General features: G+C 44.1%; 14 protein-coding genes and 1 pseudogene. 13 read left to right on the plus strand and 2 right to left on the minus strand.

The features are described from left to right. Positions 1–459, minus strand: a 459-nt coding sequence (locus A9E74_RS07375) for a Slp family lipoprotein (RefSeq protein WP_069295998.1), incomplete at its 3' end; no start/stop codon positions are given. A 252-nt stretch (positions 460–711) separates the two neighbouring features. Here A9E74_RS07375 and rho point away from each other — a divergent pair. From rho to A9E74_RS07420, 10 genes and pseudogenes are all read left to right on the plus strand, one after another. After that, complete coding sequence (gene rho, locus A9E74_RS07380; protein WP_069295999.1) at positions 712–1971, plus strand: transcription termination factor Rho; 1260 nt, start codon at positions 712–714, stop codon at positions 1969–1971. A 50-nt stretch (positions 1972–2021) separates the two neighbouring features. Next, positions 2022–2939 carry a tRNA (adenosine(37)-N6)-dimethylallyltransferase MiaA gene (miaA, locus tag A9E74_RS07385; RefSeq protein WP_069296000.1) on the plus strand — a complete coding sequence of 306 codons (918 nt, stop codon included), beginning with the start codon at positions 2022–2024 and terminating at the stop codon, positions 2937–2939. Between the two features lie 74 nt (positions 2940–3013). Next, complete coding sequence (gene hfq, locus A9E74_RS07390; RefSeq protein WP_069296001.1) at positions 3014–3238, plus strand: RNA chaperone Hfq; 225 nt, start codon at positions 3014–3016, stop codon at positions 3236–3238. Between the two features lie 13 nt (positions 3239–3251). After that, entirely contained in the window at positions 3252–4397 is a 1146-nt protein-coding gene (gene hflX, locus A9E74_RS07395; RefSeq protein WP_069296002.1) for a ribosome rescue GTPase HflX, read from the plus strand. A 93-nt stretch (positions 4398–4490) separates the two neighbouring features. After that, a pseudogene (locus A9E74_RS14730) lies at positions 4491–4564 on the plus strand (protease modulator HflK N-terminal domain-containing protein); the annotation flags it as partial. Between the two features lie 45 nt (positions 4565–4609). Further along, positions 4610–5695 (plus strand): FtsH protease activity modulator HflK, encoded by a 1086-nt coding sequence (gene hflK / locus A9E74_RS07400; protein ID WP_245652103.1) that lies wholly within the window; start codon positions 4610–4612, stop codon positions 5693–5695. A gap of 2 nt (positions 5696–5697) precedes the next feature. Beyond that, positions 5698–6567 (plus strand): protease modulator HflC, encoded by an 870-nt coding sequence (hflC, locus tag A9E74_RS07405; protein ID WP_069296003.1) that lies wholly within the window; start codon positions 5698–5700, stop codon positions 6565–6567. Then, positions 6567–6764: a DUF2065 domain-containing protein gene (locus A9E74_RS07410; protein ID WP_069296004.1), complete on the plus strand. Its 198-nt coding sequence runs from the start codon at positions 6567–6569 to the stop codon at positions 6762–6764. The genes hflC and A9E74_RS07410 overlap by 1 nt, the downstream gene beginning before the upstream one ends. A 5-nt stretch (positions 6765–6769) precedes the next feature. Further along, complete coding sequence (locus A9E74_RS07415; RefSeq protein ID WP_069296005.1) at positions 6770–7960, plus strand: ATP phosphoribosyltransferase regulatory subunit; 1191 nt, start codon at positions 6770–6772, stop codon at positions 7958–7960. Next, positions 7953–9248, plus strand: coding sequence for an adenylosuccinate synthase (locus A9E74_RS07420; RefSeq protein ID WP_069296006.1), 1296 nt, complete (start codon positions 7953–7955; stop codon positions 9246–9248). The genes A9E74_RS07415 and A9E74_RS07420 overlap by 8 nt, the downstream gene beginning before the upstream one ends. Positions 9249–9305: 57 nt before the next feature. On the opposite strand, the gene A9E74_RS07425 is transcribed toward A9E74_RS07420, so the two are convergent. Beyond that, positions 9306–10169 (minus strand): NAD(P)-dependent oxidoreductase, encoded by an 864-nt coding sequence (locus A9E74_RS07425; protein ID WP_069296007.1) that lies wholly within the window; start codon positions 10167–10169, stop codon positions 9306–9308. Positions 10170–10274: 105 nt separating this feature from the next. Here A9E74_RS07425 and glyA point away from each other — a divergent pair, with 105 nt between their 5' ends. From glyA to ribD, 3 genes are all read left to right on the plus strand, one after another. Further along, positions 10275–11528 carry a serine hydroxymethyltransferase gene (glyA, locus tag A9E74_RS07430; protein ID WP_069296008.1) on the plus strand — a complete coding sequence of 418 codons (1254 nt, stop codon included), beginning with the start codon at positions 10275–10277 and terminating at the stop codon, positions 11526–11528. A 14-nt stretch (positions 11529–11542) separates the two neighbouring features. Next, positions 11543–12016: a transcriptional regulator NrdR gene (gene nrdR, locus A9E74_RS07435; RefSeq protein ID WP_069296009.1), complete on the plus strand. Its 474-nt coding sequence runs from the start codon at positions 11543–11545 to the stop codon at positions 12014–12016. A gap of 87 nt (positions 12017–12103) precedes the next feature. After that, positions 12104–13201 carry a bifunctional diaminohydroxyphosphoribosylaminopyrimidine deaminase/5-amino-6-(5-phosphoribosylamino)uracil reductase RibD gene (gene ribD, locus A9E74_RS07440; protein WP_069296010.1) on the plus strand — a complete coding sequence of 366 codons (1098 nt, stop codon included), beginning with the start codon at positions 12104–12106 and terminating at the stop codon, positions 13199–13201.

The following is a 13201-nucleotide window of genomic DNA, read 5'->3' on the forward strand; positions in this document are numbered from 1 at the left end:
ATCCCTCTGTACAGTACGATATGGCTGCCATTTATACATGGTAGAAACATTAATCACCGGCATGGATAATTCTTTTTTGTCCACCATGCGTACCGCTTCCCCGTCCAGAGTTCCGGTAAATGTCAGTATTGTCCCTTCCTTATAAACGACAGGATCAATGAATTCAGTTGTTTTAGCTAGGAATCGGCCATCACTAGGTTGATTGGTAATCGGTTTACCATAATGGTTAAGCGGGTATTGAACCACTTGGATGATCGAAGAATCATTATTGTTTTCAACACTGACCACTTCACCGCCCCAACGAACTTGTTGTGCAGAGAAACTATCAACTTGACCTTTGATTTCATTAAGCTGAATATCATCGACTGGAGCTGTACTAATTTGTTTCGGTACATTACTGCAGCCCGACAAAAGAACCAGCAGTAGATTTGCCATGACAAATCTGGATAATAATTTCATTAATGGCCTCGTGAAAAGTGATTGTCAGTCTGTTAGAACACAATCAATATAGTATAAGTTTCACTGATAAATCATTTACATATATTTACTTTTAAAGATTAGGGATATTTTTCCCAAAAATGCTGGACGGGTGTAATTATTACTGATATTCTTGCTGGCAATTTTCCAGTTAAATCTCCCAAACTTCAAACATACGCGTTCTCCACGCGCATCCAAGGCAATTCTGATATAAAAACCCATTTTAGGTAATACATGAATCTGACAGAACTAAAAAGGCAGTCCGCTGCTGAATTGATGGAACTTGCTCTCTCCATGAATCTTGAGGGCTTAGCCCGAAATCGAAAACAAGAACTTATATTTGCTTTGGTCAAAGCCCATGCAAAACAAGGTGATGACGTCTATACCACAGGGGTTTTGGAATTATTACCAGATGGTTTTGGTTTTTTACGTTCTCCTGAAGACTCCTATGTTGCCGGTCCAGATGATATTTATGTTTCACCAAGTCAGATTCGTCGGTTTCATTTACGAACTGGGGATACGATAAAAGGAAAAATCCGTCCTCCTAAAGATAGTGAACGTTATTTTGCCTTGGTAAAAGTTGATGAAATCAACTACGAAAAACCTGAGAATTCGCGCAATAAAGTTCCATTTGAAAACTTGACACCTCTTTTCGCCAACGAACGATTCAATCTTGAACGAGGTAATGGCAGCACCGAAGATTTAACTGCTCGCATAATCGACTTGGCCTCACCAATCGGTAAAGGTCAACGTGGTCTGGTTGTTGCACCACCAAAATCTGGTAAAACAATGATTTTGCAATCAATCGCACAGTCGATTGCCAGCAATTATCCTGAAAGTACCTTAATCGTATTATTGATCGATGAGCGCCCAGAAGAAGTGACTGAAATGCAACGTTCAGTAAAAGGTGAGGTTGTATCAAGTACGTTCGATGAGCCAGCAACGCGTCATGTGCAAGTTGCCGAAATGGTTATCGAAAAAGCCAAACGTTTGGTTGAACATAAACATGACGTAGTTATTCTGTTGGATTCAATCACTCGCTTGGCTCGCGCTTACAATACTGTATCTCCTTCTTCAGGTAAGGTTTTAACTGGTGGTGTGGATGCAAATGCCTTGCAACGTCCAAAACGTTTCTTCGGTGCGGCAAGAAATATTGAAGAGGGTGGCAGCTTGACCATTATTGCAACCGCTTTGATTGAAACTGGTTCGCGGATGGATGAAGTTATTTTCGAAGAGTTTAAAGGTACGGGTAATATGGAAGTATTACTTGAGCGTAAACTAGCTGATCGTCGTATTTATCCTGCTATCAATGTCACCCGCTCCGGTACTCGCCGAGAAGAATTACTGACAAATGAAGAAGATTTGCAGAAATTATGGATCCTTCGGAAAATTCTGGCACCAATGGAACCCATCGAAGCTATGGAATTCCTTATGGATCGCCTGAAATCTACTAAAACGAATGTTGAGTTTTTTGACTCAATGAAACAAGGTTAAACATAAGTTTGTCGAAAGGCTTGGTTGCAGTACCCCCGGCAATTTTTTTGATGGGCCCAACGGCCGCCGGTAAAACTGATCTGGCAATATTTCTGGCTCAGAACCTGCCAGTAGAAATTATTAGTGTCGACTCTGCGCTTATTTATAAGCAAATGAATATCGGTACTGCCAAGCCTGATACAAAAGTATTGCAGCAATTCCCGCATCATTTAGTCGATATCATTGATCCGCAACAGGCTTATTCTGCCGGTCGTTTTCGTCAAGATGCATTAGCTTTAATGGCTGATATTACCAAGCGTGGCAAAATCCCCTTACTTGTAGGTGGCACCATGCTGTATTTCAAAACATTACAGTACGGTATTGCTGAATTACCAGAAGCCGACGCTAATATCAGGGCAAAGCTTGAGCAAGAACTGAAGCAATTCGGACTGTCGCACTTGCACCAACGTTTAAATGAAGTTGATCCTGTCTCTGCAGCACGCATCCATATTAATGATCCACAAAGATTATTACGAGCTTTGGAAGTGTATGAGATTTCAGGGAAACCACTAACTGAATTGACACAACACTCAGATTTCTTGCTGCCGTACAGCGTTATCAAAATTATTTTGTCACCTTTTGATAGAAAGATTCTGCATCAACGCATAGCAAAACGTTATGAGATGATGATGCAAGCGGGATTTATCGAAGAAGTTAAAAAGCTTCAGAAGCGAGGAGATTTGCATGCTGCACTTCCATCCATTCGCGCAGTTGGTTACCGACAAGCTTGGTCTTTTTTGAATGGTGAGTATGATGAAAACACTTTTATTGAAAGAGCGATAATCGCCACCAGGCAAATGGCGAAACGCCAATTAACTTGGTTAAGAGCCCAAAAAGATGGAGTTTGGTTTGATAGTGGTAACGATTTGCCAAACAAACAGGTATTGGATTTTATACGCTCGAAACTATCAGAATCCGATAATGCTTGACGATTCTGCGCAGCCTTTTAGAATGCCCGTAACACCTTAGCGTTTTAACAATAATAACAACGATGGAGTCGACAATGGCTAAAGCCCAATCCTTGCAGGATCCTTTTTTGAATGCATTACGTCGCGAAAATGTTCCAGTTTCGATTTATCTGGTCAACGGTATTAAATTACAGGGTCAAATCGACTCTTTTGATCAATTTGTGATATTGCTGAAAAATTCCGTTAATCAAATGGTATACAAGCACGCAATCTCAACCATTGTTCCTGCAAGAAATGTTCAGATAACCCAAGAAGAGTAAGGGAGTTTATTGATTGTTTGACAGACCCGATAGCAATGCCGCTTTTGAAGAAAATGCCGAACAAGAGTCGGTAGTTCTAGTTCATCTCGATTTTAATGACCGTAGTTTTGATGAAACCCAACAAGAATTCCTTGAATTGGTTAATTCAACAGGGGCCAATATTTCCGCAGTGGTGCATGGTAAACGTCAACGGCCAGATTCAAAGTATTTTGCTGGAACCGGTAAAGTCGAAGAGATTGCCGAATTAGTTTCTGCTAATGATGCGGCGGTGGTTATTTTTAACCACGAACTTTCTCCCAGTCAGGAACGTAACCTCGAGCAACGGCTTAAATGTCGTGTGTTAGGACGTACCGGTCTGATACTGGATATTTTTGCCCGCAGAGCACGATCGCATGAAGGTAAGCTCCAGGTTGAATTAGCCCAGTTACAACATCTTTCCACCCGATTAGTACGCGGCTGGACTCACTTAGAGAGACAAAAAGGTGGTATTGGTTTACGTGGTCCAGGTGAAACCCAGCTCGAAACCGATAGACGTTTATTAGGTCAACGCATCAAATCACTGAAAAAACGACTTGAAAAAGTCCGTTCGCAACGCGATCAGGGAAGACGTTCCAGACAACGTGCCGGTGTCCCTGTTGTCTCACTGGTGGGATATACCAACGTGGGAAAATCTACGTTGTTCAATCGCATGACAGCATCAGATGTTTATGCTGATGATCGTTTATTTGCCACTTTGGATCCTACATTACGAAGATTCAGGATAGCGGATACCGAGCCTTTGATTCTAGCTGATACAGTAGGATTTATTCGCCAATTGCCCCATGATTTGGTTGAGTCATTCAGTTCTACCCTGGAAGAAACCCGTGATGCATCATTACTGTTGCATGTGGTTGACGCTGCAGCGGTGGACAGAGATGAACTCATGAAACACGTTGATGAGGTTTTACAGCAAATCGGCGCTGATGAACTACCGCAATTGATTATTTATAACAAAATTGACCGCTTAGAAAACGTTCAGCCAAAACTAGAACGGGATCAGCAAGGAAAAATTCGTCGCATCTGGCTTTCTGCCCATACTGGTGAAGGCTTGGATCTACTTAGACTGGCATTACAAGAATATTTTCCTGAGCAACTCTTAGCGATTGAATCAGTCAATTAAGCGGACTTTTGGTTGCTATCGGCACCCATGTCCGTAAAATAGATTCATTCGGTTCCCATATTGAAAATCATAAATTAATTTTTGGAGCGGTACATGGCTTGGAACGAACCCGGTAGTGGTGATAAAGACCCATGGGGTAAGCGTGGTGGTAGTAATGAAGGCCCCCTGATCTTGATGAAGTTGTAAAAAATCTGCAGCGAAAATTTGCCGGAATGTTCGGCGGTAATAGTGGCGGAAGTAATAATACTCAACCTCCAGAAGGTGGCAGCAAATCAGGCTCAATTGGCGCAGGATTAATCGCTGCCATTATTTTGTTAGTATGGTTACTTTCCGGTATCTACATTGTAGAGCCAGCTGAAAGAGGCGTGGTATTACGTTTTGGCCAATATAGCCATACCTCTATGCCTGGACCTCATTGGCATTTCCCTTACCCGATAGATCGGGTTGAGGTGGTTGATGTGGCTAAAATACGCTCTGTAGAAATCGGTTATCGCTCAAGCGGTGGTCGACCAGAAAGCAATGTTTTATCTGAATCACTGATGCTTACCAACGACGAAAACATAGTGGATTTAAAAATTGCTGGTCAATATCGTATTAATGATGCGGCAGAGTATCTCTTTAATGTGCGTACTCCAGACACTATTCTCCGTCAGATGATGGAAAGTGCTGTTCGTGAAGTGGTTGGTCAATCAACGATGGACTTCGTTTTAACTGAAGGACGTAGTGAAGTTGCAACTCGAACTGAGCAACGTTTGCAAGCAATGTTAGACGCGCATGCCACAGGCTTAACGGTAACCAGCGTCAGTATGCAGGACGTACAGCCACCTGAGCAGGTACAGGATGCCTTTGCGGACGTCGTTAAAGCACGTGAAGATGAAGTCCGTGCCAAGAATGAGGCAGAAGCTTATTCAAACGATATTATTCCACGTGCTCGTGGTCAGGCTTTCCGTGTTATTCAGGAAGCTGAGGCATACAAAAGTCAGGTGGTCGCCAAAGCAAACGGTGAAGCAAGTCGTTTTGTGCAAGTTATGACTGAATATGAAAAAGCGCCTTTGATTACTCAGGAACGTCTTTATATCGATGCGATGGAATCGGTTTATAGCCGTAGCCAAAAAGTTATGGTTGACGTGGATAGTGGTGGCAACAATGTTCTCTACTTACCACTGGATAAAATGCGTGGCAGTAGCAATGCGCCCCGCGTAGATTTAAACAATTTAAATTATCCGACCACCAATAACCCCCAAACGTCATCGAGCACATCAGCTCAAGATGGTTCACGTAGCAGGGGAGGACGTTAATCATGAGTTCTAGATTTACTGCAATTATCTTTATTGTTGTACTGGCACTGATCACACTCAGTTCTGCTATCTTCTTCGTAGATGAACGTGAACGAGTGATTTTGCTGCGTTTAGGTCAAATCGAAAAAGCTGATTTTGAACCGGGTATTCATTTTAAAATTCCATTTGTAAATGAAGTACGTCGTTTTGATGGGCGAATTCTGAGCCTTGATGCCACACCTGCTCGTTATCTGACAGGTGAAAAGAAGAACGTTATCGTGGATTCTTTTATCCTGTGGCGTGTTGCTAATGTTGCAGATTACTTCACATCGATGGGTGGCGACGAAGAAAGCGCCAAGCTGCGTTTATCGCAAATCATTAAAGATGGACTGCGTGCTGAGTTTGGTCGTCGCACTATTCAGGAAGTGGTTTCTGGTGAACGTTCAGTTATGGTCAGTGGCCTGATGGACGAGGCAAACCGCATTGCCAATGAGTTTGGTATTGAAGTGGTCAACGTTCGTATCAAACGTATTGATTTACCTACTGAAGTTAGTTCATCAGTTTATACCCGTATGGAAGCTGAACGTGAGCGTGTTGCCAAAGATTTACGCTCTCGTGGTGCGGAAGAAGCTGAAAAAATCCGTTCAGATGCTGACAGACAAAGAACCGTTATTTTGGCTGAAGCTAATCGTCAGTCTGAAATGCTGCGAGGTGAAGGTGATGCACTTGCAACACAAATCTACGCAGATGCTTACGGTCAGAACGAGTCGTTTTACTCTTTCTACCGTCGTTTAGGCGCATATCAGCATATTTTCCAAGGGGATGATCTGCTGGTGATTGAACCAAAAGGTGATTTTTTCAGCAGTTTCAGTGACTTGAATATACTGGACTAGTGAGTGAGTCTCTAATCCACAGCTTATGGCTCGCCACCGCATTAATGCTGATTATTGAAGGGATTATGCCTTTTGTTAATCCTGCGGCATTAAGGCGAGCCTTACTGCAAATTGTCACCATGACTGATCAGCAATTACGCACAGTAGGGTTGCTCAGCATGGTGGCAGGTTTGCTGATTTTATATTGGGTTAATTAATTTACATGACATTAAAAGAAAGTTGGTTGCTCCCAGAGGGCATCGATGAATTAATGCCGGAAGAAGCTGCCCAGCTGGAAAGAATGCATCGCCTGTTAGTGGATCGCATGCAGAGTTGGGGATATCAACTTGTGGTCCCACCGCTAGTCGAATACCTAGATTCCTTACTGACAGGTACGGCAAAAACACTCGATTTACAAACTTTTAAACTGATTGATCAACTATCTGGTCGTTTACTTGGTATTCGTGCGGATATGACCCCGCAGGTGGCCAGAATTGCAGCACATCGACTTAGAGATAATTCAGATGTGTTACGCCTGTGCTATATCGGGAGTGTTTTGCATACTTTACCAGCTGGTCAGGCCAGCTCACGTAATCCGATCCAATTAGGTGCTGAAATTTACGGCCATGCTGGTCCGGAAAGTGATATGGAAAGCATTCAGCTAATGGTTGAATTGCTCAAGATCAGCGGTGTGGCCGGATCTATCTCTTTAGATATCGGTCATGTTGGCATTTACCGTGGCTTAGCCGATTTTGCTCAACTGGATGACGAGCAGGAACAAGCGCTTTTCTCTGCAATGCAGCGTAAGGCTTTGCCGGAAATTGAAAGTTTATTATCCAGCTATGCCATTAATGAACCGGCCAGAAAAATGCTGGTTGCATTGTCTGAGTTAAATGGCGACGTGAAAGTGCTGGACAAAGCAAAGCAGATCTTGAAGGACGCACCGGAATCCGTACTGCAAGCGCTGGAAACGCTAAATATGTTGGCTGAAATGTCACAACAGCGTTTATCAGGCATACAGTTGAATTTCGATCTGGCTGAGCTGCGCGGCTATCACTACCATACCGGCGTAGTGTTTGCTGCATATCAATCAAGTTCGGCACAAGCCATTGCGTTGGGTGGACGATATGATGATATTGGACAGGATTTCGGTCATGCCCAACCTGCTACGGGCTTCAGTTTAGATTTGAAAAAACTAGTGACCAGCTTTCCCAAACCAAGGGAAAAGCGCCAGTTGATTAGCGCTACTTGGTCATCAGATCAATCACAGCTTGATCTGGTTGAAAGCTTACGTGAACAGGGTAATATTGTCGTTTTCGCTTTACCTGGCAGCACAATAAATACCGAAAAAACATTGATTCAACAAGATGGCCGCTGGCAAGTGGTCGATACAGGAAATAACACGCGTGGTTAAAAATATTGTAGTAATCGGTTCCCAATGGGGCGATGAGGGTAAAGGAAAAGTTGTTGACCTGCTGACCGACAGCGTTTCAGCTGTAGTACGCTTTCAAGGTGGACATAATGCAGGTCATACCCTGGTTATTGAGGGTAAAAAAACTATTCTGCACCTGATACCTTCAGGCATTTTGCGTGAGCATGTTCAATGCCTTATCGGTAATGGCGTGGTGCTATCTCCTGAAGCATTAATTAAAGAAATGAATGAGCTGGAAGCCAATGGTATTCCAGTACGTCAGCGCCTGAAAATCAGTGCTGCCTGTCCATTGATTTTGCCTTATCACGTGGCGTTAGACGTCGCAAGAGAATCCCGTCGTGGTAAAGATGCGATTGGTACAACTGGACGCGGCATTGGCCCAGCATATGAAGATAAAGTTGCGCGCCGTGGTTTACGTCTTGGTGATTTGGTCAACGAACAGAAGTTTGTGGAAAAACTGCGTGAAGTGGTGAGTTTCCATAACTTTGCCTTGATTAATTACTATCAGGCAGCGCCAGTCAGTTTTGAACAAGTGCGTGACGAAACATTAGCTATGCGGGATGTGTTACTGCCAATGATTGCCGATATACCGGCGATGCTACAGCAGTATTATCTCAACGGTGATCGCGTGATGTTTGAAGGTGCTCAAGGCGCTTTACTGGATATCGATCATGGTACTTATCCATACGTAACTTCATCAAACACAACTGCCGGTGGCAGTGCAACAGGTGCTGGTGTTGGCCCGTGCCATATTGATTATGTATTAGGCATTACCAAGGCTTACGCCACCCGTGTTGGCGCAGGGCCATTCCCTTCAGAATTAAGCTGTGACATCGGTAAACATTTATCAGTTAAAGGTCATGAAAAAGGCTCGACTACCGGGCGTGATCGCCGCTGTGGTTGGCTGGATATGGTGGCATTAAACCGCGCCAGCTGGATTAACAGTATTACTGGTTTATGTTTAACCAAATTGGATGTATTGGATGGGTTGGAAATCATTCGTTTATGCGTTGGTTATAAACGCAACGGTGAAGATGTAACTGTCCTGCCATTGAGTGCGGATGAGTTTGAGGGGTGCGAGCCAGTTTATATTGATATGCCCGGTTGGCAGGATTCAACATTGGGTATCACCCAGTTTGATTCATTACCAGAAAATGCCCGGAACTATATCGACAAAATTCAGGAATTGGCTGGCGTGCCGATTGATATTATTTCAACAGGTCCTGATCGTTGCGAAACCATTATTCGCCGGGATCTATTTAGTCTCTAATTAAATAAACAGCCTGATTAAAACGCCCTATTAAAGAGGGCGTTTTTGTCTGTGGGATTATTTTCGATCAGGCGAAATCGCGGCATAGAGTGCGGAATAGTCAGTATTTTCCATGCCCATTGCCATGGCTTTATCCAATAATCGACTAATGCCTTCCAGTGCCGTTGTATCAAGTCGAAGTTTTTCACCGACCTCCAGAAATAGCCGTGTATCTTTTGCCAGATGTTTGGTGGGAAAATTCGGATCACTGAAGTTGCGATTGAGCATACGTTCGAGTTTTTTATCAAATGTTGCAGCATAAAGTGCACTTTCACGCACTATCTGCATAAACGGCTCAACATCAATCTGGTGTTCCTCAATCATGGCAAGACTCAGTGAAAACGTTGCTGTAAGCCCTGCAATTAACTGGTTCATTGCGAGCTTAATCGCAGCGCCTTGCCCCGTATCACCAATATAACGCGGTGTTTCTCCTATTAACTTCAATAGGGGCAACACTGACCTATAATTATCTTCAGGGCCTGCTGCCATTAGAATTAATTTACCACTACGGGCTTCAGGCAAGCTACCTAATACCGGGCACTCCAGATACGCGGCATTTACACTATTTAACTGACTTTCAAGATGCTGAGATTGTTCGGGAGCAATGGTTCCCATTTGCATAAACAGCTTGTCTGCAAAGACTGCGGGATCCACATTGTCCAGAACTGTGGCAATTGCATCGGCATCACTCAACAGCAAAATAACTATTTCACTTTGCTGAACAGCTTCGCTGGCCGTTTCACAGATTCGGGCACCTTGAGCGCTTAAATTAGCAACCTTTTCAATGCTTCGGTTGTAGATACTCAACTCGCATTTCTGGTCGAGAAGACGCTCTGCCAATGCATTGCCCATCAGGCCACCACCAAGAATGGCTATTTTCATATCTGACTCCGGTTTTGTTTAACTAAAAATTCTATTCTTACATAGATGCTGCGTGCGTTGTGGGATACAATATGCGGGCATTTACAGCCGCTACAGGGGAAAACTGTGTACAAAAAAAACATGAGCATTGCTGATTTTGATGACGAGTTGTTTCAGGCAATTTCTGCTGAAGAACAACGTCAGGAAGATCATATCGAATTAATCGCTTCTGAGAACTATACCAGCCCACGGGTGATGGAAGCTCAGGGCTCATTGTTAACCAACAAATACGCAGAAGGTTATCCTGGCAAACGTTACTATGGCGGCTGTGAGCATGTTGATACCGCTGAAGATCTGGCGATTGAAAGAGCAAAAGCTTTATTCGGTGCTGATTACGCTAACGTGCAACCACATTCCGGCTCACAAGCTAATGCTGCAGTTTATCTAGCCTTATTGCAACCCGGCGATATGATTCTGGGAATGAGTCTGGCACATGGTGGTCATTTGACTCACGGTGCCAAAGTCAGTGCATCCGGAAAAATCTATAATTCTGTTGCTTACGGCATTAGCAGTGATACCGGTGAGATTGATTATAACGAAGTTGAAAAACTGGCTAAAGAACATCAGCCAAAACTGATCGTTGCAGGTTTTTCGGCTTACTCACGTATTATCGACTGGCAAAAATTCCGTGATATTGCGGATTCAGTTGGCGCATATCTACTGGTTGATATGGCCCATGTGGCCGGCTTGGTCGCTGCTGGTCTGTATCCAAATCCGGTACAAATCGCTGATGTAACGACCACAACTACTCACAAAACATTAAGAGGTCCACGTGGTGGTCTGATTCTGGCCAAATCCAATCCTGAAATTGAGAAAAAGCTGAACTCAGCTGTTTTCCCTGGTTTCCAGGGTGGACCGTTAATGCACGTGATTGCGGCAAAAGCGGTTGCTTTCAAAGAAGCAATGTTGCCGGAGTTCAAAACCTATCAACAGCAAGTTGTTAAAAATGCCCAGGCGATGGCCAAAGTATTTATGGCCCGTGGCTATGATGTCGTTTCTAAAGGAACCGATGACCATCTGTTCCTGGTCAGCTTAATTGAAGCTGGTCTGACCGGTAAAGAAGTTGATGCATGGCTGGGTAATGCGCATATTACGGTCAATAAAAATGCCGTGCCTAATGATCCGCAATCACCATTCGTTACCTCTGGTATTCGTGTTGGTACTCCTGCTGTCACCACGCGTGGTTTCAGTGAACAGGATTGCACCGACTTGGCGGGCTGGATGTGTGATGTCATTGACAGTCATGGCGATGAAAAAGTGATCGCAGCCATCCGTGACAAGGTGACGGAAATCTGTAAACGTCTGCCAGTTTACTCATAAGTTTGTGCTGACTGATGCGCTGCCCGTTTTGCGGAGCTGAAGATTCAAAAGTCGTCGATTCGCGTCTCTCTTCCGAGGGAGATGCGATTCGACGTCGTCGCATGTGTCAGGTGTGTAATGAACGTTTTACCACATACGAAACAGCTGAACTGAGTCTGCCACGGTTGATCAAGCGTGATGCTACCCGTGAAGCGTTTGATGAAAATAAATTGCGTGCCGGTATTATGCGTGCACTTGAAAAGCGCCCAGTCAGTATTGATGCCATTGATAATGCGGTCAAAACTATCACCAGACGCTTATGGGCAACCGGTGAAAGAGAAGTGCAGAGTCGTCTCGTTGGTGACTGGGTAATGGATGCATTGCGTGAGCTGGATGAAGTAGCTTATGTCCGGTTTGCTTCGGTTTATCGTAGTTTTCAGGATGTGAATGCGTTTCGGGAAGAAATCGAACGTATGGAAAATCGTGCTTTATCTGATAAAGACAGCTGAATTTAATAGTCAGCTACAGTTTATGCAAACGCATCATTCGAATGCGATTACAATCAATGTAAAAGATCATCTGTGGAGGCAACCCCAATGAGCCAACACGAACAATTTATGGCACAGGCCATACAGCTGGCCTGGAAAGGTTTATACACCACTGATCCTAATCCAAGGGTGGGCTGTGTCATTGTCAAAAATGATCAGGTTATTGGTGAAGGCTGGCATCATCGCGCCGGTGAAGCCCATGCAGAAATCAATGCTTTACACGATGCAGGACATAATGCAGAAGGCGCTGATTGTTATGTGACTCTGGAACCCTGTAGTCATTTTGGCCGTACACCGCCTTGTGCTGATGCACTGATTCGAGCCGGAATAAAACGTTTATTTGTGGCAATGACCGATCCCAATCCTGTGGTTTCTGGAACCGGTATGCAACGGCTTGAACAGGCCGGAATAGAAGTTCATCAGGGCATACTGACATCGCAAGCTGAGCAATTAAATCCAGGCTTTATTCAACGTATGCGTATAGGCAGACCCTATGTGCGAAGTAAAATGGCGATGAGCCTTGATGGTCGCACGGCAATGGCGTCAGGCGAAAGTAAATGGATAACCGGACCGGAAGCCCGCGCTGATGTACAAAAACTCAGAGCACGTAGCTCAGCGATTGTCACTGGGGTCGGTACGGTTATTGCCGATGATCCCTTGTTAAACGTTCGTCATGTTGCTGATTGGTATCCCCATGGAGAAGCCATACGACAACCGTTAAAAGTCATTGTCGATAGTGAATTGCGTATGCCTGCCAATGCCCAAATTCTCAACGACGAAAAAGTATTGCTGTTTACCGCCTGTGATCGCATGGTGCGTAATGATGTTGAAACCATTGTTTTGCCAGCACCAAATAACCAGGTCGATCTAAGTGGAATGTTATCGGTATTGGCCAAACGTGAAATCAATGAAGTTATGGTTGAAGCCGGCGCTGTCTTAAACGGTGCATTATTACGCTCACAATTAATCGATGAAATGATTTTTTATGTTGCACCCAAACTGATGGGGGATGCCGCCCGAGCTGTTTTCCATCTGCCCGGTATGGACTATATGGCACAAAATATTGAATTAGATATCACTGATATTCGTGCCGTTGGCAATGACTGGCGAATTACCGCTAAACCACACTATAACGAGGCTTTTTAA

Origin of the sequence: Methylophaga muralis (assembly GCF_001720165.1) — a bacterium.
Classification (GTDB): Bacteria; Pseudomonadota; Gammaproteobacteria; order Nitrosococcales; family Methylophagaceae; genus Methylophaga; species Methylophaga muralis.